Annotated in this window: 24 protein-coding genes and 1 pseudogene; 11 read left to right on the top strand and 14 right to left on the bottom strand. The window is 52.7% G+C overall.

Going from position 1 to position 23,914, the window contains the following annotated elements:
- Window positions 1-622 precede the first annotated feature (622 nt).
- Window positions 623-1,126, top strand: a complete 504-nt coding sequence (locus tag C7433_RS04085) for a hypothetical protein (RefSeq protein ID WP_033737529.1) — start codon at window positions 623-625, stop codon at window positions 1,124-1,126.
- A 112-nt stretch (window positions 1,127-1,238) separates the two neighbouring features.
- On the opposite strand, the gene C7433_RS04080 is transcribed toward C7433_RS04085, so the two are convergent.
- The 6 genes from C7433_RS04080 to C7433_RS04055 are packed head-to-tail and all read right to left on the bottom strand — an operon-like array spanning window position 1,239 to window position 7,655.
- Complete coding sequence (locus tag C7433_RS04080; RefSeq protein WP_033737528.1) at window positions 1,239-1,967, bottom strand: fimbrial assembly chaperone; 729 nt, start codon at window positions 1,965-1,967, stop codon at window positions 1,239-1,241.
- Window positions 1,933-3,264 carry a fimbrial usher protein StbD gene (gene stbD, locus C7433_RS04075; RefSeq protein WP_050504706.1) on the bottom strand — a complete coding sequence of 444 codons (1,332 nt, stop codon included), beginning with the start codon at window positions 3,262-3,264 and terminating at the stop codon, window positions 1,933-1,935. Before stbD ends, C7433_RS04080 begins: the two co-directional genes overlap by 35 nt.
- A 3-nt stretch (window positions 3,265-3,267) precedes the next feature.
- Entirely contained in the window at window positions 3,268-5,847 is a 2,580-nt protein-coding gene (locus C7433_RS04070) for a fimbrial outer membrane usher protein (protein ID WP_110267673.1), read from the bottom strand.
- Entirely contained in the window at window positions 5,798-6,556 is a 759-nt protein-coding gene (locus tag C7433_RS04065) for a fimbria/pilus periplasmic chaperone (protein ID WP_110267821.1), read from the bottom strand. Before C7433_RS04065 ends, C7433_RS04070 begins: the two co-directional genes overlap by 50 nt.
- A 59-nt stretch (window positions 6,557-6,615) precedes the next feature.
- The gene (locus C7433_RS04060) at window positions 6,616-7,155 is read right to left on the bottom strand and encodes a fimbrial protein (protein WP_039341028.1); all 540 of its coding nucleotides are present in this window, start codon (window positions 7,153-7,155) and stop codon (window positions 6,616-6,618) included.
- A gap of 23 nt (window positions 7,156-7,178) precedes the next feature.
- Window positions 7,179-7,655: a hypothetical protein gene (locus tag C7433_RS04055; RefSeq protein ID WP_226374480.1), complete on the bottom strand. Its 477-nt coding sequence runs from the start codon at window positions 7,653-7,655 to the stop codon at window positions 7,179-7,181.
- A gap of 908 nt (window positions 7,656-8,563) precedes the next feature.
- Between C7433_RS04055 and C7433_RS04050 the strand changes: the two genes are divergently transcribed.
- From C7433_RS04050 to C7433_RS04040, 3 genes and pseudogenes are all read left to right on the top strand, one after another.
- Window positions 8,564-8,830, top strand: a complete 267-nt coding sequence (locus tag C7433_RS04050) for a hypothetical protein (RefSeq protein ID WP_033737525.1) — start codon at window positions 8,564-8,566, stop codon at window positions 8,828-8,830.
- A gap of 114 nt (window positions 8,831-8,944) precedes the next feature.
- Window positions 8,945-10,144: an FAD-dependent oxidoreductase gene (locus C7433_RS04045; RefSeq protein ID WP_033737524.1), complete on the top strand. Its 1,200-nt coding sequence runs from the start codon at window positions 8,945-8,947 to the stop codon at window positions 10,142-10,144.
- Between the two features lie 546 nt (window positions 10,145-10,690).
- Window positions 10,691-11,987, top strand: a pseudogene (locus C7433_RS04040) (MFS transporter).
- 34 nt (window positions 11,988-12,021) lie between these two features.
- On the opposite strand, the gene C7433_RS04035 reads toward C7433_RS04040, so the two are convergent.
- The 3 genes from C7433_RS04035 to C7433_RS04025 all read right to left on the bottom strand — a co-directional run bounded on the left by C7433_RS04035 (window position 12,022) and on the right by C7433_RS04025 (window position 13,460).
- Entirely contained in the window at window positions 12,022-12,270 is a 249-nt protein-coding gene (locus C7433_RS04035) for a DUF883 family protein (RefSeq protein WP_006119721.1), read from the bottom strand.
- A 228-nt stretch (window positions 12,271-12,498) separates the two neighbouring features.
- The gene (locus C7433_RS04030; protein ID WP_110267672.1) at window positions 12,499-13,065 is read right to left on the bottom strand and encodes a hypothetical protein; all 567 of its coding nucleotides are present in this window, start codon (window positions 13,063-13,065) and stop codon (window positions 12,499-12,501) included.
- Window positions 13,066-13,130: 65 nt separating this feature from the next.
- Window positions 13,131-13,460, bottom strand: coding sequence for a hypothetical protein (locus C7433_RS04025; protein ID WP_033737760.1), 330 nt, complete (start codon window positions 13,458-13,460; stop codon window positions 13,131-13,133).
- A 208-nt stretch (window positions 13,461-13,668) separates the two neighbouring features.
- Between C7433_RS04025 and C7433_RS04020 the strand changes: the two genes are divergently transcribed.
- From C7433_RS04020 to C7433_RS04010, 3 genes are all read left to right on the top strand, one after another.
- Window positions 13,669-13,848, top strand: coding sequence for a hypothetical protein (locus tag C7433_RS04020; RefSeq protein ID WP_006119718.1), 180 nt, complete (start codon window positions 13,669-13,671; stop codon window positions 13,846-13,848).
- A gap of 194 nt (window positions 13,849-14,042) precedes the next feature.
- Window positions 14,043-14,426, top strand: coding sequence for a hypothetical protein (locus C7433_RS04015; protein WP_033737521.1), 384 nt, complete (start codon window positions 14,043-14,045; stop codon window positions 14,424-14,426).
- 22 nt (window positions 14,427-14,448) lie between these two features.
- Entirely contained in the window at window positions 14,449-14,865 is a 417-nt protein-coding gene (locus tag C7433_RS04010) for a GNAT family N-acetyltransferase (RefSeq protein WP_110267671.1), read from the top strand.
- Here C7433_RS04010 and C7433_RS04005 read toward each other — a convergent pair.
- The gene (locus tag C7433_RS04005) at window positions 14,857-15,522 is read right to left on the bottom strand and encodes an MBL fold metallo-hydrolase (protein ID WP_110267670.1); all 666 of its coding nucleotides are present in this window, start codon (window positions 15,520-15,522) and stop codon (window positions 14,857-14,859) included. The genes C7433_RS04010 and C7433_RS04005 overlap by 9 nt on opposite strands.
- Before the next feature lie 22 nt (window positions 15,523-15,544).
- Window positions 15,545-16,468, bottom strand: coding sequence for a muramoyltetrapeptide carboxypeptidase (ldcA, locus tag C7433_RS04000; RefSeq protein WP_110267669.1), 924 nt, complete (start codon window positions 16,466-16,468; stop codon window positions 15,545-15,547).
- A 155-nt stretch (window positions 16,469-16,623) separates the two neighbouring features.
- On the opposite strand from ldcA, the gene emtA reads away from it, so the two are divergent.
- Entirely contained in the window at window positions 16,624-17,256 is a 633-nt protein-coding gene (gene emtA / locus C7433_RS03995) for a membrane-bound lytic murein transglycosylase EmtA (RefSeq protein ID WP_006119712.1), read from the top strand.
- A gap of 45 nt (window positions 17,257-17,301) precedes the next feature.
- Here the strand turns inward: emtA and C7433_RS03990 are convergent, their stop codons facing one another.
- Window positions 17,302-18,249, bottom strand: a complete 948-nt coding sequence (locus C7433_RS03990; RefSeq protein ID WP_033737518.1) for a sugar-binding transcriptional regulator — start codon at window positions 18,247-18,249, stop codon at window positions 17,302-17,304.
- Window positions 18,250-18,559: 310 nt separating this feature from the next.
- On the opposite strand from C7433_RS03990, the gene C7433_RS03985 reads away from it, so the two are divergent.
- The 3 genes from C7433_RS03985 to C7433_RS03975 are packed head-to-tail and all read left to right on the top strand — an operon-like array spanning window position 18,560 to window position 21,817.
- Complete coding sequence (locus C7433_RS03985; protein ID WP_006119710.1) at window positions 18,560-19,390, top strand: transketolase; 831 nt, start codon at window positions 18,560-18,562, stop codon at window positions 19,388-19,390.
- Entirely contained in the window at window positions 19,383-20,327 is a 945-nt protein-coding gene (locus tag C7433_RS03980; RefSeq protein WP_033737517.1) for a transketolase family protein, read from the top strand. The genes C7433_RS03985 and C7433_RS03980 overlap by 8 nt, the downstream gene beginning before the upstream one ends.
- Before the next feature lie 2 nt (window positions 20,328-20,329).
- Window positions 20,330-21,817 (top strand): FGGY family carbohydrate kinase, encoded by a 1,488-nt coding sequence (locus tag C7433_RS03975; protein WP_110267668.1) that lies wholly within the window; start codon window positions 20,330-20,332, stop codon window positions 21,815-21,817.
- Window positions 21,818-21,866: 49 nt separating this feature from the next.
- Here C7433_RS03975 and C7433_RS03970 read toward each other — a convergent pair whose 3' ends face one another.
- Together C7433_RS03970 and C7433_RS03965 are read right to left on the bottom strand one after the other, a co-directional pair.
- A complete protein-coding gene (locus C7433_RS03970) occupies window positions 21,867-23,000 on the bottom strand; it encodes a mechanosensitive ion channel family protein (RefSeq protein ID WP_110267667.1) in 1,134 nt (377 codons plus the stop codon).
- Window positions 23,001-23,097: 97 nt separating this feature from the next.
- Complete coding sequence (locus C7433_RS03965) at window positions 23,098-23,832, bottom strand: flagellar brake protein (RefSeq protein WP_006119706.1); 735 nt, start codon at window positions 23,830-23,832, stop codon at window positions 23,098-23,100.
- Window positions 23,833-23,914: the final 82 nt, after the last annotated feature.

Below are 23,914 nucleotides of genomic sequence, written 5' to 3'. Positions count from 1 at the left end.
TTCTCTGTCATCTTTACCTCTTTCATATTGACCTTGTATTGCATTTCAAGGCCGCCTTAATGTCAGTTCCTCCTCAGTTTAAATAGGTCGCTGTTATTTTTTTCGGAAATTTAAACGGATATATATTTAAATAAAACTGCACTTCATGCATGGGCTGTAAGCTATCCGATATGGCTGTTTTGCTATTTTTAGTAAAGCCATTTTCTAAATAAATGCTTAGATGGGTAACTGACTTATAATGGTTTTGCTTCATGGATTTTTCATTGAAATATTAAGGTTTAATTTCGACTGGCCGACAGTTTTACTGATTTTGAACAATAAACTCATAAGATGATGATGTAGATTGATTGGGTGAAGTTTTTACCCCTTTCCCAAACTTATTCAACGACAGAGAAACTTAATCAGCGATGATATACATGGATTAATGGCATTCAAAGTGAATGGCTGATATGTCACAGCAGGTGCCACTTTTAAATCAAGAATTGATAACTCAACGGTTTGACCGTGGAGTATTGCTTGTGCGCTGTCTGATTTTAATCATGATTAGCAAATCAAAAGACATTCACAGTTATGGCCGTTAAATTTTTCAGAGTGAATTTAAAATAACATAAAGGAGCGATATATGTGGTTTTTCAGAAATGCAAAAATGATCCCATGGAGTCTGAACGGTCATCAGCCCGGAGATGTTCTTTCTATGGGGGCAGTAGAAATCAATCCGGACGTTACGGAGGCGCAAAAAAAATACAAGGTGGCGATGCGCCTTTATCGGGTCGGATGCGATACCGGCATAATACGCTGGTCCGGTGGTCCATTTGTCAGCCCTGGATATGTATTCATTAACTACAACGGTACGCGAAATATTTTTCCTTATGGAACTACGGCTGACAGGTTCGACACTGTCGGCGACTTCCTGGAGTATCAAAAGGAGAATGTTAAAATTTACCATAATCTTGTCGAGGACGGTATAATTAATGAAAACATGTTTATTTTGCCCATTAATGGCTATCTGTTTACCGAGGCAATTATGGAAATTATGGTGTATGAAAACGAAGAAGATGAGAGAGATAATATCGAATATGGAAGTTTCCAGTTGAATGCTGTGTTTTGCCCGCTTACGAAAAATTAAACAGATAAAAACTGCGCTTCATTGAAGAACGAACCTTGTCAGAGGCACTGCATTTCAGTGCCTCATCAGCGTTCCATATCAACTCTCTTTGTGCCAGAAATAGGTAATTCGGCTACTTCCCAACAGTCGCGCGAAGCGTGCTGCGATGTTTCTCAACGTTACCGTTCTGGTCAATCACTTCATATTCGACGTTTGCACCGGGATTAACGGAAGTGGTGACGGGAACCACAATATCAGACAGCGGTGCGACCATAATATTTCTCAATACCGCTTTTTCCACTTTCGCGTTCAGGCTCATATACCAGGGCGTAGGGTTAGAAATCATGATTTGCTGGCTTTGTCGGGTAAAGCGTAGTTTTTGTGCATCTTCCGGCCGGGGGGCACCCAGCCCTGTCGGACGTACAAAAACCTTCAGGCGAATACGCAGCGGCAGAACGACTTTTTTATCGCGCTGGTTGTCAGATTTTTTGAGCGCCGGTATCTGGTAGATATTCAGCCAGTACAGGGTTTCTTTCCCGGGGGGCAAGCCAGCGCGTGAGGTCAGCATCAGCTTTATAGAGCGTAATTCGCCGGGCTGCATTTTCAAGACCGGCGGCATAGCCATGACCGGTGTTTTGCTCTTCTCTGGCGGGGCATAGATATCGCCGTCATCTGTCCAGATTTGTAAAACGGCAGGGCTGTTTTCACTGTTGACCAGATTGACGGATTGCGCAATCTCGTTGGCATTGAAAATAATGCGGGTTTTATCAATGTTTACAACGGCAACTGCCTGCGTTGACAATAACGCCGTGAGTAAATACAGGCTGCTACTGAAAACTGACCACCACTTGTAACTGTGCATTAACGGTTCCTGAAGTGATAACTTGTCCGGGAATAGCCTCAAGGGAGGCAGTAAAATCGCCGCTGTAGATCTCACCGTTGTCTGATGACGTAAGTGTGGTTAAATCTTTATAAGCATACCATCCACGCGTATTGCCTGTGCCGGTACTGCTTATATCGGGCAACAGGTTGAGTGCGGCACCCGCACTGTTGTAAATTTTTATCCCTACACCAGAGGCCGAACCGCCGTTATTGTCGCCATAGTTTGTGTCGAGCAGCCAGGTTAATCCACCGCTGCTGGTGGTCAGGCCCAGCGTCTGAGCCATTGCCACGGCCCGAGGCTGATTTACCAGAAAACCCATTGCGACGTTGGCTGATGTCACAGTGGAATTCTTGATCCCGGACGTTGCCCCGGTCTCGCAGCGGAGGGTAATGGAAAAAGGTGCCTGGCTGCTGCCTCCAGCGGCTAAAACACCCACGCTGGTTAATGGCAGAGAGACGACCGCGGGGTAATCGTACACCTCGCAGGCTGCGCCGCGAACATAGGTGACTGTCTTCCACGAACTCCAGCCAACAGGCCAGTCATAGTGCCAGCCATTCCACACCGTGGAATGATCCGCACCGGGATAAAGATTATTACTTTCCAGTCCAGGACCTTTAAATGCAATATATCCGCGGGGTTGATTGTTTGTCTCAAAATAATAGTTGTCACTATTGACGTAATGTTTACCTTCATCGATTTTAAATATTTCGTAGAGCACACTGCTAAATATACTGGCCGGGATGTATATTTTTTGCCCATCGGTATACCAGTCGCTGGCACTAAGCTGCCGTGCTTTCCAGTAGCGGCTGTAATATTCACCCGTGGTAAGGTTGGTCAGTCTGACCGCCACATTTTTGAACTTATCAAAATAAGCGCCTTCAACCTCGCTGGTGGCATATTTACCGGCTTCTTCTCTGTCGCCATTCGTGGAATACATTTCAAAGAGTTTATCCGCATCACCCATGTCGCAGCGGTACAGAATCTGATTCGGCGTAAACGCATCCCTCATCGGGTTGTTGAGCGGATGGCCGACCGCACTGGCCAGCAACGTCCCCGAGGGCTGAAACAGCTTGCCCGAATTGATATTGATGATTGCAGGCAATGCCAGCCGCCCTGTGCACTCATCACAGGCACCTTCCCATCCCTTTGCGGTATAGCCGGCATCTTTAGCGGCCTGGGAAAGCTGGCCCTGACTCGTGACCTTTGTGCAATTCGCCAGAAGTGGAAGCGGTACCAGTAGGGTAGTGATTAACAAAAGCAGGATTCTTGTGAACACGCGCTACTCCTTATTACATAAGCCGGTAAGCTGGATCAGGTGACCGTCTTGCTTTCCGGTAATTTGATAATTCACCAGGCAGGTTTGTTGACCATCGTTATCCCAACTGACTTTAAGTGTGCCGGAGTCGTGGGGGACACGTGCATAAAGCTGACCACCCTGACCGACGACACCAATAACCGTGTTGTCGGCATCACGAACTTCAGCGCCCATAGGGGGCGTTTCCCCCGCATTACTGGTGAGCGAGATCAAGACAGCTTTGCCTTTGATGGTGGCGAAATTTATCCGTACAACAGCCCCCGCATAGGGGACCACACGTTGACTACCGCCGCTCAGTTCGGCATCGGCATTCATGTCCAGCGTGTCCAGACTGATGTTATTTTCGCGATAGGCACTGAGTGAGGGCAAAATGGCATAGCCAAAGCGATCGATGACAGCTCCCTGACCATTTCGTACCAGCGCGCCCTGTGCGCCATCGGCCTGAACCAGGGCGAATGTCTCACTGCTGTATGGGCCAAGTGTAATGCCGCCCCGGTGAAGCACCACGGTGCCGGATGCCCCCAGCCCAGCCTGACGATAGTTTTCGCCCTGACCATAGTTGGCGCGAACAGCGCCCAGACGCGTATTTTGCTGAACGTTTCCGCCGAAGTTCAGTGCCTGTCCACTATTGCCATTGCGATAATGTTCACTGCCGCCATAGACAGAATAAGAAATATCATTGTTGTCACCCGCCGATCCTGACAGGGACAGCGATGAGCTACGTGTTTGTTTTGACTGGTTATAGTAATAGGAAACAGAAGAGGTGTTGTTCCAGGCAAGAGGCATTGAGATATTAAAGGAAAAGGTGTTTTCGGTATAACGTTGCGCGCGAGTGTCGTCCTGGCGATTGAAGAGATCCAGATCGGATCGCGTTGTATTCCAGGTCGTGCGCTGACGTGCGACGTTGAAGCCGTAACTGATCTTTTTCCAGTTGTTGTTATAGCCAAGCTGCAACTGAGTGATGCGGGATTTATTGTTGTAGTAATCGGCTGTGCTGGCGCTCAGGGTAAACATACCGACGTCATCAAATGACTGCCCCAGGGTTGCGGATAACCGGTTACGCTGGTTCATCGAATCGGAGTAGTAGCTGATACCTGTGTCATTCTGCCTTCTGACGCCCAAAACGTCCTGCAGATCGCGAAAACCGCTGGTGGAATAACGGTAAGCGGCTAAAACCAGATTTGTCCCGGTTTCAAAGGTTTTGCTGTAGCTCAGTTCGGCACGCCAGCCGGTCGTTTTTTTGTTTTGCTCAACGCGTGCTTGTGAAAAAATGGTGTTCATACCTACAGCACCGACCGGTGAACCCCATACACCGCCTGCCAGCCATGCCTGATAATCTTTTGCGAGGCGTGAACCGGCCGTCGCTGTGAAGCGGTTACTGATGCCGCGCTGTAAGACGCCTTCAAAAAACGTGTTTTCTACGCTGTAATACTGACGTACACGTCCCAGCGCCAGACCGTATGTCCAGTTTCCTGGACGAACAGAATCCGGTACAGAAGAGTAGGGCACCGTAAAGGTAGAACGCTTACCGTTAGCTTCGATGACCTCAACCTCAAGGTCTCCCTGACCGCTGGTGTTATACAGGTCATCAATGACAAAAGGGCCGGGGGGAACGCTTGTCTCATAGATCACGTTATTAAGCTGACGCACGATAACGCGGGCATCGGAAGTGGCAACACCCTGAACTTCTGGTGCATAACCCCGTTTGCCCTGTGGCCACATGCGTTCATCAGAGGCGAGTTTGATACCGTTGAATGCAAGGCTACCGAAGAGGGAGTTACTGGTGTAGTTATCACCTAAAGCAAGCTGACTGTTTATCCCCTCTAAAGGCCGCTGGACCCAGCTTCTGACCTGGTTGTACTGGTAACGGCTTCCGGTTCTGCTGTTACGCAAATAGCGCATATTGCCCTGATGACGGAACTGCCATTTTTCCAGATTGGTGCCTGCCGTTATTCCGCTCCACAAATATTCATATCGGTAATTTGACGAGCGATTTTCTGACCAGGTGAAATTGGTGTTGTGGCGCAAAAATAATGCCGTAACGCCCTCATCCCATTCCGATACGGGGATGTAGCCACGCGGAGTCCGGTTCAGGCTTGCCATAGGTAATGTAAAGTGCAAACGAAGCGATGCCTGATCGAAACGCCAGCTGCCCGCTTCTGTCCAGCCGGATAAAGGCCGACAAGATGCTGTCGGTTGTCCGGTGCGCAGGGTTTTTATTTGCAATAGCGTTACGATTTCTTCAGACAGACAAGGTTCTACTCCGCCCTGGTCGTTAAATTTCCTGAAGTTTATTTTTACCCCAGATTTAATCATTTTACTATTGAGGTAAATATCAACCAGGTAATTTCCCTGCGCAATTTCATTTTGATTGAATTGTTCGAGGTTTTTCCCAAATGTCGCCCCTTGAAAAAGCGAGGAGTCAAAATAATATTCTTCGCTGCATACACCGTAAGAGAAACAGGCCGACACGGTAAAAGCTATGAGTTTCGGACTAATTAACTTCAACCGTAAAGTTTTCACTGATTTTAGCTCCCTGATCATTAACTGCCGAGACTGTAATCACCCCTGAGCCCTTAAGGCGTTTACTGTTATTGAACCAGTAAGTTTGCCGCGAAAAGGGTGAAACCATATCCGCATCTCGCTTTAAAGACTGATTACCCACTTTTAATACAACGTCTACTAATGAAGCGTGCCAGGGTTGGGGGTTATCAATTTCAATACCCATACCCTTATTCGCCTGATAGAAGGATGTGACCTTTATACCTTTAAGGATATTTTTAGGCGCGCCAATGCTTTTAGGGCGATAAAACACCTTCATGCGGTTACGTAATACCACCAGCATTGCATTTTGCGCGTTATCTTTGGCGATATTAGAAGGCGGAATCTGAAGTGTATTGAACCAGTAAACGGATTCACGATCCTGGGCTTGTGAGACGGCATTGTTTAATATTATCTTGGCAATTTGTCCGGCTTTAGGCTGAATGCGAAATACCGGCGGCGTTATGATAAAAGGCGTGTTTACCTGGCCATCCGGCTGGGAATCTTTATTGCCGTTATCAAACCAGCTCTGAATAACATAAGGAATAGCATCATTATTTTTAAACTGCACATCTACTGAGCGCGCCTGTTCAGGATAAATAATCCTACTGCCCATAATCGTCACGCTGGCATTAGCACAAATGGGAAGTAATAATGCCGGAACTAATGCCAGCGAAACTTTTAAAGCAAATAAGTGTTGGCGAATAAACATAGACAGGTTCTCAATCATTTATTGTGCACTCCGCTTTATGGGAGTGCACCGGGTAAGGATTACTGATAAGTCACGGCATACTGAAGTGAAGCGCTGATGGTACCCGCAGTGGCTACATCAGTAGCCAGATACTGGGCAGAATAGGTCGCTGATTTTTCGGTTTCGCCTGAGCTCAGGGTCAAATCACCGTCACCGGTATAGGTGCTGGTTAAATTAATTTCTTTACCTGCCGGATCCAGCAACTGGATTTCGACGTTTTCGGCATTGCCACTGTTTTTCAGGTTACCGGCAGCACTCACATTGTTACCCACAAACACGGTGGATACACGGGTGGAATTTGTGGACCCGGTACAGCCGCTGATGGACACGGAGAAGTCCGTCTTACCGGCAACTTTTCCGCTCGTATCTAATTCATTCACGGCCACGGTTGGCATGAGTACAAGCGGGGCGCTTTCATTACCATTCACACTTACTGAACAGGTTTCATCGCTCACTTCGCCCTGAAAGTTAATAGTGTTAGCAGAATTTGCCAGTGCCTGTCCTGATACCAGAGCCGTGCTGATTAACAGAGGTAAGATCATAGCCTTAGTATTTAACATGATTGTATTTTCCTTTTACATTATTAACTGGAGAACAACTGATTCAGGCTGGTTCCCGTCTTGCGGCGCACTGAATCTTTTATGCAATAAATCTTTTTTACGCCAAGGCGCATTTTTTCTGAAATTTCACCCAGAGATAATCCATGACTCACCAGTTCCAGAAAATTAACCTCATCGCTGGTTAACGGATTAACACCTTTTTTTTCACCTCCTTTTAAACCGTAATAACATGCGTTTATTGATTTTTTCATCTCGGTAATCCCCGTTCCCGGATAGATCACCGTATTGATGCTTTTGTCCTGTTTTTTCCAGAAGGCTGCGAGGGACGCCAGTCGGCGATCGCAAACCAGGATGATGATTAACCCCGGTGATTTTAAATAGTCCAGCCAGTTATGGTTGGTGAAAAAACGGATGTTATGTGATGAAAAATCAACAAACATGCAGCCTTTAATAAATAAACTTTCATATCGTCCCGCCACCAGGGATAAAACGCCATTCATTAAGAAATAATTCTTTGCGGGCCAAATGGACACTTTCTGGATCGGGCAACGTTTAATTTCTTCTGTTAGCTCGCTGGCCAATTCACATCGGTATCGACAACTAAAGCAATAAATGCTTTCTCGCGTAATCCTTCGCATAAGCCGGTCCTGCTGCTCGTTTAGGAAGGTGTGATAACCATATCATCATTAAATCTTCTGATTCAATGTGTTGGCCAGATGACTCGCGTTTTATGCAGGGAATATTCCGAAGATGGGCTCTTTCATTTCTGTGTCTACAAAAACGCGATTCCTCCCACAGTTGTGCAATTTATTTTGAACTAAAGAAGCACGTGACTTGTAGCAAGTTAAGACGATTTTGTTTTCTCCAGGAATTTTCGGTTAATTCCACCGGCGCGATCAAAAAAACTATCGCACTTTAAGATAAAAATGTGGTGCGTATGACTTTTATCTCACTCTACACGTAGTTTGCTGTGATTTTAATTTTATAAAAAAGCAATATGGATATGATAAGGCTCTGTGTTTGTTGTTTTTAAAATGCTAGCTTTTTGTTGTTGTATTTAATATTTGCGCAATAATGCACGAATTAGTCAGGATTTTTTTGTCCTGTTGTGTCTACTTACAGACAGATGGCATTTATTTATTAAGCTTGACAATGTAATGATGTCTTGACTTTTTTATTATGAAGTTAAGGGTGGGATGTGAATGGAAAGTTGCATTTAGTGTATAGCTGCCTGTCAATCCAGTCCGTTAATCGGGAGAGCAACTGTTCTCCCTGTTTTGTGAAACGCAAGCGGTGTAAACACCGCAGTACCGTATCGTTTGCAGGCGCTGTTTCGATAACCTCCATCTATCACAATCAACAACGATAACAATTTGCGGGAAGGTGCGCTGGCGATGATGATGTCTGCATGACGACATATCGTATTAAAGTGGGTTACCACAATCCTAACGCGCTGACATTCAGACAACTGGATGCGCAGCTTGCCGACCACGCGTTCTACAGTGCGCGTGCCAATGATGACAGAGGCGGATTCCGTTACTTTCAGGAGTACGAATACTCTTCCGACTCGGCCGATTACTGTGCGGTCTGTTCGCTGGCTTACCATCATGCCTGTCAGGTCAAAAAATGCCCGCTGGTGCTGGTTGAGATAAAACAGTCAGAACCTGAAACCTGATCGGCCAGCGTATGCAGCTTTTTCCGACGGCGATCTGAATAGCCCCACATTCCTTCGGTACGAATATCGTCGATACTGGCTTAGACTCACCAGATACAGTATGAGGGAGTCACTATGTCATCTTCAAAACACGACAGCGCCGACTGTTGTATCATTGGCGGCGGTCCGGCAGGGTTAATGCTGGCTTATCTCCTGGCCCGCGCAGGGTTGCAGGTGGTAGTGCTGGAGAAGCACGCTGATTTTCTGCGCGACTTTCGTGGCGATACCATTCATCCCTCCACCCTTCAAATCATGCACCATCTGGGCTTACTTGATGCGCTGCTCACGCTGCCGCATCAGCGTGTCGAAAAACTGCAGGCAGAAATGGGCGGTGAAGAGGTCACGATGGCCGACTTCTCCCGCCTGCCGGTGCGTTGCCGCTTTATTGCCTTTATGCCGCAGTGGGACTTTCTGAATTTTCTGGCGGAGAAAAGCGCGCAGTTTTCAGGTTTTACACTGCTTAAATCGACCGTTTGTCGTCAGTTGATCACCGAGAATGGTCAGGTGTGCGGCGTACTGGCGGAGCAGGCAGGCCAGCCAATGGAAATTCGCGCCCGTCTGGTGGTGGGAGCGGACGGACGGGATTCCGTTATTCGTGCCCAGGCCGGGCTCAGCAGCCAGCATTTCGGGGCGCCGCGCGACGTTCTCTGGTTCCACCTCAATAAACAGCCCGACGATCCGCTGACCGGCATGGGCCATACCGGCCCGCGCAACAATTTTATCGTCATTGATCGAGGGGATTACTGGCAGTGTGGTCTTACCATTCCCAAAGGCCAGTTTGAGGCCTTACAGGCGCAGGGGCTGGATGCGCTTAAAGACACTATTGCGGCGGTTTCGCCCTTTGCCGCTTCACGTCTGGCGGAGGTCGACAGTTGGGAAAAACTCAAACTGTTGTCTATCCGGATAGATCGTCTGGATCAGTGGGCAAAACCGGGCGTGCTGTGCATTGGCGATGCGGCGCATGCTATGTCACCGATCGGCGGGGTTGGGGTTAATCTGGCGATTCAGGATGCGGTGGCGGCGGCGAACCTGTTAACGCGACCACTGCGCAGGGGAACGCTGAAGTTAAGCGATCTCCATAAGGTCCAGAAACGCCGTCAGTTTCCTACCGTGGCGACCCAGTTCCTGCAAATTAAAATGAGCAGCAACAAGCCACGTGCCAGCGGGCAAAGTAAGATGCCCGCCATGATGCGTAAATTCCCGTTTCTGCGCTTCGTGTTTGGCCGGCTTATTGGTTTAGGATTCAGAACGGAAAGGCCGAGGGAATGCCGTTGACAGCTCGTTGTCTGCCTGACGTGAACAGTCGGCGCTAAAGGCTGAGCCGTCGGGCCGCATGGCGGAAGATGCGCAACGTTATACCCGCGAGCCATAGCCCCAGGCTATAACAGACAGCCAGGCTGTGTCTGCTGTCTGGTGGGTTTTTGCATCCGGCGTTTTGCTGCCACGCGGTATTCGGTTTTTCCCCCTGACACGACCTGCTGCGTAAAGCCCTGCGGCGCGTTTAGCGACTATTCCAGTGTGCGTGCCTTAGCCGCGCGAATGCTCCCGTCCTGCCAGGCATTCATCGCTTTACGTACTGTGATGCGTAAAATATTCAACGGGTAAGAAACTTCACGCCCGGCTGGCCGAATGTCCTGATGACGCAGCAACTCTTTACGTACAGTGTCCAGCGGTATATTGCTGTCGGCACTGCGCGCAGGGCAGGGCGCCAGGGTGTGATGTGATTATTTTCGTCCGGGAGACAAAATCGTATCGGCTGAAATTCTATACTCTCACTGTCAACGCCGTACTGATTTTGCATAAATCCCGGAGGAACCCTGAATGGAAACGCCTCTTTCACCCGTAAAACACCCAAAACGCGCTCTGATCGCGGGTGCGGTAGGCAACTTTATCGAATGGTATGAATTTGCCATCTACGGTTTCCTCGCCACAATTATTGCGCACAATTTTTTTCAGCTTCAGGGCGAGTCAGCGCTGAGTGGCCTGATCCTGACCTGGGCGTCCTTTGCCATTGCGTTCTTTTTTCGCCCCCTTGGCGCCCTGGTGTTTGGCCGACTGGGCGACCGCCTGGGCCGCAAGCCTGTCCTGATTACCGTCCTGATATTGATGACGCTGGCGACCACCGCTATCGGGTTAATTCCCACCTATGCGACGGCGGGCATTCTCGCGCCCGTGCTGCTTACGGCACTGCGTATCCTGCAAGGGTTATTTGCCGGCGGCGAATATGGCGGGGCGGTGGCGCTGATGACCGAATTTGCGCCGCGCGGTCAACGTGGACGCTATGGTGCCTGGCAGTCGCTGACCGTGGCGTTTGGCCTGTTGGCCGGCGTGGGGCTGGTGGCGCTGCTGTCCTGGCTGCTCAGCCCGCAGGCGATGCTGGCATGGGGCTGGCGCATTCCGTTTGGGCTGGCGTTACCGCTGGGCCTGGTTGCGCTATGGTTGCGTCTGGCAATCACAGAAACGCCGGACTTTGTACGCCAGCAACAGCAGCGCGTCAGGGCTGCACCGCGCCAGGGCTGCACCGCGCCAGACGATAAAAATTATTTTCCTGGCGATCGCGCGCGTCATGCTGTGGTCCTCCGCAGGCTATACCTGTCTGGTGATCATGCCCGGCTATTTGCAGTCGGCGCTACATACCGGTATGAATCAGGCGCTGCTGATTGCCGTGATCGCCAATGTGGGCTTCGCATCGACAATTATCCCGGCGGGCATCGTCAGTGATCGCGTTGGTCGGCGTCGTGTCATGGTTAGCGCCAGCGTACTCCTGCTGCTTATGGCGATGCCGCTATTGAAAATAGTGCAGGCGGATGGCGTGAGTTTGCTGCTAAAAGCGCTGGTGGTGCTGATAGCGGGGGAACTGGTTGGTTTGCTCGCCGGGCCGGGGCCTGCAATGCTGGCGGAAATGTTTCCAACAACGGTACGTTATACCGGGCTGGGTGTCGCCTATGCGTTATCCAATGCGGTGTTTTCCGGCTGTGCGGGTTTAATTATTACAGGGTTGATTAAGCAGACGGGCAATCTGGATATTCCGGCCTGGTATATGATGGCAACGGCACTGGTTTCCATCCCGGCCCTGATGACACTCAATAAAGACGACCACACGCGGGAGCTGACATAAAGGAAAAACGGGAGCAAACGCCCCCGTTTTGAACTTACTTACGACCGAGCAGGAAGCCCAGTACGACGCCCACACCGGCCGCGACCGCCAGACCCGCAAACGGGTTGGACTGCATCTGATCTTTGATGCAATCGGCGGCATCGCGTGCGGCATAGGATGCCTGATTGGTGTAGCGGCGGGCTGCACCACGGGCGCGGTGACGCGGCGAATCGGTGACTTCACCCCATTGTTGCTCTGCGGCACCGGCGACTTCTTTTACGGCATCTTCAATTTTTCCTGACATGCTTCATCTCCTTGGTTATCACAGTCATTTAAAGCGTAGCAAACCTTCGCCACTGTGCTGCGTTTAGACGCATTAATCGTCTGTCAGGGAGGAATTGACCAGATGAAAACTCCGCCTGGTGATGGCCATCGGACTGGCGGAAGGCGCGGAGAGACGGGCATGAAGCGGGCAGCGTGCGTTAACGCCACCACGCGAAGGGCCGGGCGAGGAAAATTATTACCAGCTGTTTCACCTGACGGAATGAAGTGGATGGGATCGCGTGTTGGGATACCAGCTCACCAGAAAATGCCGCAGATGGTCAAAGCACCACTCGGCATCCTCGGCCTGCTGGCAGTAATACTGAATCGTAATTTTTTCATAATGGCGCTGGCGTTGCTGTAGTGGTGACCAGCCCCAGTCAAGTACACAACGGGCAAAGTTCACCAGCGTGTCGGCTGCCAGCGCGTGCTGCTGCTCTTGTTCCTTCAGATAGTCATAAAAGGCGGCTTCTAGCTGGAGTGCCTCCTTGTGAGAACAGTGAAGGAGTTCGGGCCGAAAGGCGATATCAATGAATCCGCATACCGCGTTTTCCTGCTGCTGCCAGTCGCAGGCCAGGGTCATAAACAGGCCTTCCTGCAAATTCACCTCTTCCAGTAAACGTTGCAGGTTAGGGGAGTGACGAATCACGGCGATCTCGTCCAGCCGTTCTGTCTCCAGGGTCAGGTCGATACCGCAGGGATTAACAGAGCCATCTGCATTGCGGGTAGCAGGGAACGGGAAATCAATATAACCGTTGTTATCCAGCCGTTTTTCCATGATGAGCCTGACCTGTCGCTTGACGTTTCCTGACACTATATCACGCAGTGTCAGGATTGCCCGCTTTACGGACAGGTCCAGGTAATCATGGTGTCCTGATAAGGGTTGATCAGACGAAACTGTTTATCGGACAGGCGTTGCGCGTAGTAACCTTCAGACGTCACCGCAGAGGGGACATACTGAAAGCGATCCAGCGACTGAAGCGGCCCGCTCTGCACGTTTACGCCATCCCGACTGACGCTGAACGCGGTGACCAGATCGAATACCGTTCCCTGCGTTTGCCCCAGTGACTGACCGTAAATTGTGCTGACGTCGCCCGGACACTCCACACCTTTCGGCGAAGAGGAACAGCCTGAGAGCAGTGCCATAAAAATGAAAAATCCTGGTCGCAACATAGCCTGCTCCTGCCCCGGTCCATAGAATGAATGATCGATTTTAGCCTGAAACGCGACAAATAACATGATCATAGCGTTTACGCGAGCCGGGTTGATTTGCCGTTTGTTCAATCGTTAAGCAGTGGGAATGTAAAAGATGACTTTCGGTGCAAATAAACGTTATTCTTGCCATCTTTGCGCGTCGCTTAAGCAAATTCAGGGATAAAAGATGAAAGAAGAAGAAGCCAGTCTAATGATTATTCGCCATGCCATCGATGCGCTGGACGCAGAGAAAAGGCAGCAGGTGATTGCCTGTGCGGCAGAAATCCGCGATGTCATGAGCAGTTTCGACAACGAACCTGCCGGTCTGGCCTTGATGCTGGTCGCGGCGGAGGTTGCGGCAGAGTAAGTTTCATCCGTCGCGCCTGGTATCCGCATGCGCGAGTGTCATCCCGCTGGCGGCAGCCAGTCACGCGTCTCTTACGGCCTGATGTGCCGTTTTTTATTGCGCGGTCGCGCTCACCGCGCGATGCTTTACCCCTGCTTACAACGTCTTAGCGCCACCTGACATGTGGCCGCCCTTATTTTCAGTGGAGGAATCAGATGAAAGCAGCCCGTCTTGCCCTGTGCCTGATCGCCGGTTTCAGCGCATCCGCATGGAGCGAAAGTGAGTTTCAGATCCAGTGTCCCGGACGTCCCGTTATGACCGTCTCGCGGGCGCAATATGGGCTCAGCACGCTCTACTGGCCGAAACAGCATTTCCAGATTGCCGCAGGCCAGCTGCAAACCCGCACGGATAACGGCGACAAGGTCGCGATTACACGCTTTCGCAACGGCGATCAGTTGATTGTGAACAAAAGCAACCTCGACACCTTCTTTGTCTACCATGACAGCGACGATCTGATCCCGTGCCGCCGTACCACGACGCGTGAGGTCGATGCGCTGAGCCTTGAGCGCTACGATGATCGCCAGCGCAACGACTCCTGACCCGCAGCGATAAGGAAGATAAATGCAGATTACCCTGACTGACACGGTGAGCAGTAAGGATCTGGATGAAATCCGGCTGGGCCTGAATGCCTGGAACAGTCAGTTTTACGATGCTGACCTGATTAAACCCCTTGGGCTGTTCATCTGCGATGCGCAGGGCAGGAAACTGGCCGGATTGACCGGCACGACCACTGGCAACTGGCTACGCATTGATTTACTCTGGGTCGCACAGGCGCTGCGTGGGCAAGGCACTGGTCGCCAGTTGGTCCTGGCGGCTGAGCAGGAAGCCCGCCAGCGCGGCTGCCGTTTTGCACAGGTGGATACCGGCAGCTTTCAGGCAAAGCCGTTTTACGAAAAGCTGGGTTACCGTGTCCGGCTGACGCTGGACGAGTACATTATGCATCATCAGCGTCACTATCTGACGAAAACGCTATGCTGAGGGCAGCGCCTGCTGCCGCAAATCCAGCGGGTGCTGCTCAGCCTCATCAATCGCGGCCAGCCAGCAGGGCAGTGTAACCTTTTGCCAGGACAGATGACCACGCGTGGTGCTCATCAGCACCACATCGGGACGCAGGCTACGGTAAAGCTCCAGCGACGCCGCCAGTTCGGCAGGATTGCTGTCGGGTACCAACACCGTTACCCAGCGGTCATGATCACGCGTCAGCGTATCCCCGACAAATAAATAGGTCGGTCCCTGCGGCGAATGGTAGAGGTAGCTGCAGCTGCCGGGCGTATGGCCGGGCGTGGGCAACAGATGAAAATCACCGAAATGAGTTTCCTGCTGGGTAAAAGTATCGTCCGGCTCCACAAAGCGGCTGATTTGACCGAGCGAGCGGCTGTGACAGTACAGCGCGCTGCTAAAACGCTTCTGGATTACCGCTGCGCCCGGTGCAGACTCATGCCAGTGAGTCAGATAATGGCGAATCACGCCGTTATCATCGGCCAGCACTTCATGATCGAGCGGATTTTCCACCCGGCCAATCAGTAAATTACCGCGCGGATGGCGCAGTAAAAACCCATGCATCATGATATCGACGGCATCGTCTTCCGGAAACTCCGGCGTAGAGATCCACAAATCGTCATACAGCGGCTTCAATGTCGATCTCCTGCAACTCCAGTTATGTGCGCAATACGGGATGCCCGCTTGCCTGTAAACTGACCTGTCCCTGATGTACCTCTAAGGTCGCCCTGGCACCCAACGGCAGGGTCACGGTGTCAGGGCCGTGACCGAAATCCAGATCGCTGATAACGGGCAGACCGCTCAGATCGCGGAGGTACTGCCAGACCGTGGCGAAGTCAAACCCGTTATCGTAGTCGGACAAGGCGGTGCTGGTGAAACTGCCGGTGATAATCGCCCGTTGCTGCGCCAGAATCCCACACTGGTGGAGCTGCAGCAGCATACGTTCAATCCGGAACGGATGCTCATTCACATCCTCAATCACCAGAATGCCGTCTGTGATGGCCGGCATCCACGGCGTACCGATAAGCGAGCTGATCATCGCCAGGTTTCCTCCCCATAACGTACCGTGCCAGGTGCCGTTATCGGGCGTGTCACTTTTCCAGTTCACACTGACTGTAGGTGATGTCAGCGCCTGCCAAAAGTGCTGCAGGGTAAATTCGGATAAAACCGCAGCGCCAAAGTTGCCCGCCAGCATCGGCCCACTGAAGCTGATTATTCCGGCGTGTTGCAGTAAGGCCAGTTGAATCACGGTGAAGTCGCTGTGGCCACATAGTGCCAGCGGCTGGTCCGCTAAGCGGCGCTGTAACGCGGCATAGTTGATTGAGGGCAGCAGGCGCGTGGCACCGTAGCCGCCGCGCACTGCCAGCACAATATCAGGTAAGGTCGCCAGATCGGCCAGCGCATTGATATCGTCTAAGCGTTCCGAATCCGTACCGGCAAAACGTTGAAAGCGCCGTGCGATTGCCCCCGTATTTTCAACCTGGTGCCCCGCTGCGCGCAGGCGTTCAACCCCCAGATGGGCTGCAGGCTGATTGTGGCAATAACCTGAAGGGGCGATAAGACGGATTGAACGTGACGTCATAGTAAATTCCTGAAATTAGTCAGTGACAGACGTCACGATAATGACGAAAAAGTGCCAATAAGTCATCCGACTACTGTAATTAGGATAAACGGTAATTTTGCAATTTACCCTGCCAGGTATGATAGCTTCCGCCACTTCTGCGACGAGATAAAAAATTGCTTAAAATTCGCTACTTTGTCATTTCAGCATTATTGCTGACAGGCTGTGCCAGTGAACCGCCGCATACGTATGTTAAAGAGAAGAATACACCGCTGACGCAGGCACCGCCGTCGCGTATTTCGGGCACATGGTCACTCTTTACCGAAAGCGCGGCCAGCCAGTACGGGGTGGATGAGAAACTGATTAGCGCGATTATTAATGTGGAATCCGGAGGAAATCCGGGCGTGGTCAGCCGTTCAAATGCTGTCGGGCTGATGCAAATCAAAGCGGCAACGGCCGGACGTGAAGTGTACCGTACCCAGGGGCGCCGGGGGCAACCGACCACCGCTGAGTTACGCGATCCCGCCAGGAATATTGAGATCGGCACCGCCTATATCAAAATCCTCCAGCAGTCTGCGCTGTCCGGCATCCGCGATCCACTCACGCTGCGTTATGCCACGATTGTTTCTTACGCTAACGGTGCCGGGGCATTGCTTCGCACGTTCTCGCGCGATCGTGACCGCGCGATTGCCATGATTAACGCCATGACGCCGGACGAATTCTACCAGCACGTGCAGAACAAGCATCCGGCTGCTCAGGCACCGCGTTACTTATGGAAAGTCACCACGGCCTACCGGGCTATCAGCTGAGTCGCGTTTTTTCTCCTCACCTGACAGAAGGTGAGGAGAAAACACTTAACCCACCAGCAGCCGGGCCGTCGGATAATCGACGATCAGCACATTAACATAACCGCCGCGCAGGGCTCCGCGAATCGCCTGGGCCTTCTCTTTGCCACCCGCCAGCGCCACCACCTGCGGACACTGTCTGACCTGTTCCAGTTCCATACCAATCACCGGATCTTCGTCGGCCTGCAGCACGGGCTGGCCCTGTTCGTCAAAATAATGCAGACAGATATCGCCGACCGCACCGCGCGCTGCCAGCGTGCGCAACATGGTTGCATCGTAATAGTTACCGGAGTTGCGCAACAGGGCGGACGGCTCCAGGTCGCCGATGCCGACAATCGCCAGGTCTACTTCGCCGAACTTATTCAGCACCTCGGCCACCTCCGGATTGGCCGCCAGCCGCTGACGGTCGCTCACCGAATGTTCAATCGACTGCGAAGGCAGCAGCCAGGCTGGACAGTTCAGCAGCGCGGCCAGGTTTTGCGTCAGGATAGTCGCCTGCACGTTGCCGTTCGCCCCCACGCCGCCCAGGAGCTGAATCACCCCTTTGCATGAGGCATTCAGCGGATGCAACGCATCGACCATACAGCGAATGGTGCCGCTCCAGGAAGAGATGCCGATCAGCTCATCGGGGCGCAGTCGCGTCTCCAGATAGTGAGCCGCCGCCGATCCAATTGCCTGTTTAATTTCGCTGACAGAAGCCTGTTCTGCCACATCCACTACGATGGCCTGAGGTAACTGATAGGTTTGCTCGATCGCTTTTTCCAGTTCAGGAAAAACGTTGGCGGGGGGAACCACGCTAATTTTCACCACGCCTTCTTTCACACTGCGGGTCAGGATGCGTGAAACAAACGACTGGGACAGCTTAAGTAACTGCGCAATATCGGATTGCTTCCTGCCTTCGACATAGTAGAGCGTGGCAATTTTCACCATGAGCCGCTGTTCGTCCTGCTTCGCCATCTGTTTTTCCTCTCGTATTCTGCCCGCCATTGTTAACCACTGACGTGAAAAGCACAATCCAGGGCAATTTGTGATCGTTTTCGCTTTTTATCACTTCGTGCATAGACGTCGTCGTTCGTCGGGCGCATAGTAGTTTTGAATATAAAATCATTATTGAATATATATTCATAACTGTTAAGGCTGTTGTGTTTCTGCGCGTAATAGCAGGCGATGAAAGGGTAGGTTATTGCTGTCATCACGGCGAAAAAAGGGAGAGTTGTACTCTCTCTGAATATATATTCAAGTTCGACTTAAAATTCAAAGGTGAGATATGAATCCATTTACGCTTTCTGTGGATGCGCTCGAAAAAAAGGCCCGGGCCGTACGCCGCCGCATCATCCAGCTTAACGCGGGCAGTCCGGCAGGCGGGCATACCGGTGCCGATCTGTCACAGGTTGAGATTCTGACCGCGCTCTATTTTCGCATTCTGAATTGTGCACCGGATCGAACGGAAGACGATCAACGTGATATCTATATCCAGTCAAAAGGTCATGCTGTGGGAGGATACTATTGCGTGCTGGCGGAAGCCGGCTATTTCCCGCTGGACTGGCTGCCTACTTATCAACATGCCGATTCTGCGTTGCCGGGCCATCCGGTACGGCAGAAAACTCCGGGCGTTGAACTCAACACCGGTGCGCTGGGTCACGGATTGCCCGTGGCGGTGGGCATTGCGCTGGCGGCGAAAAAGAGCCACAGCCCGCGCCGTGTGTTTGTGGTGACCGGCGACGGTGAGCTGGCAGAAGGCAGCAACTGGGAAGCCGCGCTGGTAGCCGCGCACTATGGCCTGGATAACCTCATCATCATAAACGACAAGAACAAGCTGCAACTGGCGGGTGCAACGCGTGACATTCTCAATACCGATCCACTGGCAGAAAAATGGCGCGCCTTTGGTCTGGAGGTCAGGGAATGCAACGGCAATGACATGGCCGCAGTGGTGAATACGCTGGAAAACCTGCCTGTGAACGGTAAGCCACAGGTCATTATCGCGCACACCGAAAAGGGCTTTGGCATCTCGTTTATTCAGGGACAAGCCGAATGGCACCATCGGGTGCCGAAAGGGGACGAGATTGCGCGGGCACTGGAGGAATTAAACGATGAGTAATGCACAACACCTGGCCAACGTCATGGTCGACGCGTTAACAGATGCCGTACATCGCGGCATCGATGTGGTGCCGGTCGTGGCGGATTCCACCTCCACCGCGAAGATTGCGCCCTTTATTGACGCCTTTCCCGGTCGTCTGGTTAACGTCGGTATTGCTGAACAGGCGCTGGTCAGCACAGCCGCTGGCCTGGCGCTGGGCGGCAAAATCGCCGTGACCTGTAACGCCGCGCCCTTTCTGATTTCGCGCGCCAATGAGCAGATCAAAATCGATGTCTGCTACAACAACACTAACGTGAAGCTGTTTGGACTGAATGCCGGTGCCAGCTATGGTCCGCTTGCCAGCACCCATCACAGCATCGATGACATCGCCGTCATGCGTGGATTCGGCAATATCGAAATTTATGCGCCCGCCTGTCCAGTCGAGTGCCGCCAAATTATCGACTATGCGCTTGACCACAGGGGGCCGGTTTATATCCGGCTGGACGGCAAAGCGCTGCCGTCGTTGCACGACGAAAATTACCGCTTCCGGCCCGGTCAGATTGACCGGCTGCGAGAAGGCCACGATATTGCGCTTGTTGCCATGGGCTCGACGGTACATGAAGCCGTGACCGCCGCAGAGCAACTGGAAAAGCAGGGCGTTTCTGCCGCCGTGATTTCGGTTCCGTCCATTCGCCCCTGTAATACGCAGCAGCTGCACAATCTGCTCAGCCACTTCCGCGCCGTGATCACGGTGGAAGAGCATAACATTAATGGTGGCGTAGGCAGCCTGGTGGCGGAGGTGCTGGCGGAACACGGCTTGCCGGTTAAGCTTCTGCGGCTGGGGATTGCCAACGGCGAATATGCTATAGCTGGCGATCGGCCCGCCACGCGCGCGCACCATGGCATTGATGCCAGCAGCATCGCCGCGCAGGCGTTACGCCTCTGTGCAGGAGGCTGACGATGCGGGAGTCGGTGATTCTGGCCATTGATGAAGGCACCACCAATGCCAAAGCGGTAGCCGTCGATCGAAAGGGACGCGTGGTGGCGCGCGGCAGTCACGGTTTAACGTTACAACATCCGCAACCCGGCCTGGCAGAACAGGATCCCCAGGCGATATGGTCAGCTGTCAGGCAGGCCATCACCGACTGCCTGGCGCAGTGCGACGGAGCAAGCGTGGCAGGGGTGGCTATCAGTAACCAGCGCGAATCCGTACTGATCTGGCAGCGCCGTGATGGCGTGCCGTTAACGCCGCTGGTGAGCTGGCAGGATCGTCGGTCAGAATCGTTTTGCCGGGATTTACAGCAGTCGGGCAGCGCCGCGCGCATCAGCGCTCTGACGGGCCTGGCGGTCGATCCGATGTTCCCGGCCGCCAAACTGGCCGGCATGCTGGCAGCCATACCGGACGGTTTCGCCCGGGCAGCGGCGGGGGAACTGTGCATCGGCACCGTGGACAGCTGGCTGACCTGGCAACTGACGGCGGGCACGACATTTGTGACCGATCATGCCAATGCCGCGCGCACGCAGCTTTACAGCCTGCACCGCAATGACTGGGACGATGAACTGCTGTCACTGTTCAGCCTGCCGCGTGCGGCGCTGCCACAGATTACCGCGTCGGCGAGCGTGGCAGGCATGATACGCGTGAGCGATATACCGGGACTCGCACCCGGCACACCGATTCTGGCGCGCATCGGCGATTCTCATGCCGCGCTTTATGCTCAGCGACGCGGCACGGCGGAAGTGGTCAAAGCCACTTACGGCACCGGATCATCGCTGATGATGTCGATGGCCACGCCGCTGCTGACCGATAACGGGCTCAGCACCACCGTTGCCTGGCACGACGGCCAGGCGCGCTTTGCCTTTGAAGGTAATATCACGCACACCGGGTCCGGGGCCGCCTGGCTGGGGACGATGCTGGGCATTCACGATCCCCGGCAACTTACGGCACTGGCTGAAGGCTGTGATGATAATCAGGGCTGCTATTTTGTTCCGGCGCTGTCGGGGCTGGGGGCGCCGTGGTGGGATCTCAAGGCCAGAGGCCTGATCTGCGGCCTGACCGATGCGGCCACGCCCGCCGTACTGGCGCGGGTGGCGCTGGAATCCATCTGCTGGCAGATTGCTGACGTGTTTTTTGCCATGGAAGAGGCCTGCGGCACAGCGCTTCCGGCCTTGTGCGTTGACGGCAGCGCCACGCAAAACCCCTGGCTGATGCAGTTTCAGGCCGACGTATTGCAACGTCCGCTGCACTGCGCGCCGACCGCCGAAGCCTCTGCGCTGGGGGCGGCACTGCTGGCAGGAAAAGGGCTGGGATGGTGGCAGCAGGGCGACGATATGCTGGCCTTGCAGGGCGGGCCGATCATCATGCCCCGAACCCATCTGGCGCAGCACATGCAGGATAACTATCAGGGCTGGAAAAACGCGGTGACCCGCTGTCGCTATCAGCCACAATGAACGGAAAATGAGGGCAAGACTGTAACAGCCAGCCCTCAGTACAGCGAGGTTAACGACTGACGCGTTGCGGGACAGTCTCTTCATCGTCCGGCACCGGTTTAAGATCGACCGGCGGTAAACTTCCGCCGCTGAATTCGACCTGACGGATCGGAAAGGCAAAGCGAATATTGCGTTCTTCCAGCGCCGCCATCAGTTGCAGGTTAATCTCCTGCTGAATATCCATATAGACGTTGTAGTCGGCGCTCAGCACAAAGTAGACCACTTCAAAGGTCAGCTTCGAGTCATCGAAGGCCAGAAAATGGGCGCGGTCAAAGCGCGTCATTTCAATACCCTGAATGATGGTTTTCACCAGTTCGCTGATTTCTCGCACCTGCTCAGACGGCGTGGCGTAGCTGATACCGAATGTAAACACCAGACGACGTTGCTGCATCCGCTTGTAGTTATGAATTGTCTGCTGCAACAAAATGGTATTGGAACAGACGATCTGCTCACCGCTCAGGCTACGCAGCCGCGTGGTTTTCAGGCCTATATGCTCAATAGTGCCGGCAATATCGCCAAACACGATAAAATCGCCGTGCTCAAAAGGCTTATCAAAGCCAATCGCCAGGGAAGCAAACACATCACTCAGGACGGTCTGAATCGCCAGGGCGATGGCAATACCGCCCACGCCCAGACTGGCTACCAGCGCCGTGATATCGATGCCCATATTCGACAGAATCGCCAGCAGCATCATGACCCACACCACGACCCGCAACAGAATGCCCAGAATGACGGTGGTCACCGGATTGCGCACGTGAAGCGGATCGCGCAGCAGGCTTTTTAACCACAGGCGAATGCCGCAGTCGATCCACAACGCCAGTTGCACAATCAGCGCCAGGAACCAGCTGTGAGAAACCGTCGAGCGCCACGAGTCGGGCAAATCGATGAAACGCAGGGCAATCAGCAGCGAAAAAATCAGCAGCAGCAGATGGCTGGTGCTGCGCAGTATTTCCACCAGGATGCCGGTAAATCGGACGTGGCGGTCTTCGCTGAAGTGCGCAATGCGGTTGGACACGAAACTGATCAGGCTGCGCAGCAACCAGTAAATAACGAGGGTGGCAATGATGACGATGGCGCTGTTGATCCACAGCGTTTGATTAAAAAGAATGGACTGAAAATGACGCAAACTGAGCCAGTTTTCCATTGGGGAGTGTCTCCTTGCTGGTTCCGGTTAAACGAGAAAGCAAGGAAAGCATAGCCTGGATGCGCCGCGGATGTGCGGCGCGGAAAAAGAGCGGAGGTTACTGGAAGCGTTGCGCTTTGTCGCGCGCCAGCCGCTCCAGGCTAAAAATCACCTGCTGCAACTGCCGTTCCTGATGGGGTTCGAGTGCCGTAAAACGGAAGCTCAGCCGCGGCGTAACTTTGGTTTCATTTTTACTGGTAATCATGCTGCGTTCACCAATATGCATCAACGTCGCATTGACGTTAAACTGGCCGTATTCACCCAGTTCCACCTGAAGATTTTTAAAATCGTCGCCGCTTTTCAGGCCGTCCGGCATCGCGTCGTCCACTAGCACGCCGATACCGCCTAACGATAAATCCTGTAATCGCAGTCGGGCAGCCGAGCCGTCAGGCCATGTGCAGTGACACCAGAACTGCGGGTCCATCGGTGCGCTGATGCGGAAGAATTCACGCCGCTGAATTTGCCACAACACCTCCGGTAACGTTGCCTGAAATGCAGGCAGGCCGTCGAATTCCGTTTTCTCCAGCCCGGGTAAGGCAAATTCAACCTTCGCGCCCTGGGTTTCGGCAAACACGGTAATATCGTTGCACTGCAGTGCGTAGTCGTTATCCAGATTATTACTGCCCAGATCAAAAACAATGCGGTTTTCATCCGCCGCCAGCATACGGCTGATAAACTGCCCGCGTGAGAAATTCACCAGCAAAGGTGTTTGCGCCTGAAGCAGGTCTTTCATGACGCCCAGAACCGCCAGCGTGCCACGTTTGAGATAATGTTCTTTATCGGCTTCTTTCACTTGCTGGCCCCCGATGAGCAACGCTTTATCATTTATATTTATCCTGTTACTACCCGTTCGTTATCGGCTGACAATAATAAAG

The sequence above is a fragment of the Pantoea sp. PNA 03-3 genome (assembly GCF_003201175.1).
GTDB classification, from domain to species: Bacteria; Pseudomonadota; Gammaproteobacteria; order Enterobacterales; family Enterobacteriaceae; genus Pantoea; species Pantoea stewartii.
Note: the sequence above shows the minus strand (reverse complement) of the source record. Positions and strands in the feature narration are given on the sequence as shown.

Excerpts from the sequence above, each read along its gene's own strand:
- C7433_RS04085 (WP_033737529.1), top strand. The coding sequence starts at position 623 with ATGTGGTTTTTCAGAAATGCAAAAATGATCCCATGGAGTCTGAACGGT.
- C7433_RS04080 (WP_033737528.1), bottom strand. The coding sequence starts at position 1,967 with ATGCACAGTTACAAGTGGTGGTCAGTTTTCAGTAGCAGCCTGTATTTA.
- C7433_RS04070 (WP_110267673.1), bottom strand. The coding sequence starts at position 5,847 with ATGATCAGGGAGCTAAAATCAGTGAAAACTTTACGGTTGAAGTTAATT.
- C7433_RS04065 (WP_110267821.1), bottom strand. The coding sequence starts at position 6,556 with ATGTTTATTCGCCAACACTTATTTGCTTTAAAAGTTTCGCTGGCATTA.
- C7433_RS04060 (WP_039341028.1), bottom strand. The coding sequence starts at position 7,155 with ATGTTAAATACTAAGGCTATGATCTTACCTCTGTTAATCAGCACGGCT.
- C7433_RS04055 (WP_226374480.1), bottom strand. The coding sequence starts at position 7,655 with ATGAATGGCGTTTTATCCCTGGTGGCGGGACGATATGAAAGTTTATTT.
- C7433_RS04050 (WP_033737525.1), top strand. The coding sequence starts at position 8,564 with ATGACGACATATCGTATTAAAGTGGGTTACCACAATCCTAACGCGCTG.
- C7433_RS04045 (WP_033737524.1), top strand. The coding sequence starts at position 8,945 with ATGTCATCTTCAAAACACGACAGCGCCGACTGTTGTATCATTGGCGGC.
- C7433_RS04035 (WP_006119721.1), bottom strand. The coding sequence starts at position 12,270 with ATGTCAGGAAAAATTGAAGATGCCGTAAAAGAAGTCGCCGGTGCCGCA.
- C7433_RS04030 (WP_110267672.1), bottom strand. The coding sequence starts at position 13,065 with ATGGAAAAACGGCTGGATAACAACGGTTATATTGATTTCCCGTTCCCT.
- C7433_RS04025 (WP_033737760.1), bottom strand. The coding sequence starts at position 13,460 with ATGTTGCGACCAGGATTTTTCATTTTTATGGCACTGCTCTCAGGCTGT.
- C7433_RS04020 (WP_006119718.1), top strand. The coding sequence starts at position 13,669 with ATGAAAGAAGAAGAAGCCAGTCTAATGATTATTCGCCATGCCATCGAT.
- C7433_RS04015 (WP_033737521.1), top strand. The coding sequence starts at position 14,043 with ATGAAAGCAGCCCGTCTTGCCCTGTGCCTGATCGCCGGTTTCAGCGCA.
- C7433_RS04010 (WP_110267671.1), top strand. The coding sequence starts at position 14,449 with ATGCAGATTACCCTGACTGACACGGTGAGCAGTAAGGATCTGGATGAA.
- ldcA (WP_110267669.1), bottom strand. The coding sequence starts at position 16,468 with ATGACGTCACGTTCAATCCGTCTTATCGCCCCTTCAGGTTATTGCCAC.
- C7433_RS03990 (WP_033737518.1), bottom strand. The coding sequence starts at position 18,249 with ATGGCGAAGCAGGACGAACAGCGGCTCATGGTGAAAATTGCCACGCTC.
- C7433_RS03985 (WP_006119710.1), top strand. The coding sequence starts at position 18,560 with ATGAATCCATTTACGCTTTCTGTGGATGCGCTCGAAAAAAAGGCCCGG.
- C7433_RS03980 (WP_033737517.1), top strand. The coding sequence starts at position 19,383 with ATGAGTAATGCACAACACCTGGCCAACGTCATGGTCGACGCGTTAACA.
- C7433_RS03975 (WP_110267668.1), top strand. The coding sequence starts at position 20,330 with ATGCGGGAGTCGGTGATTCTGGCCATTGATGAAGGCACCACCAATGCC.
- C7433_RS03970 (WP_110267667.1), bottom strand. The coding sequence starts at position 23,000 with ATGGAAAACTGGCTCAGTTTGCGTCATTTTCAGTCCATTCTTTTTAAT.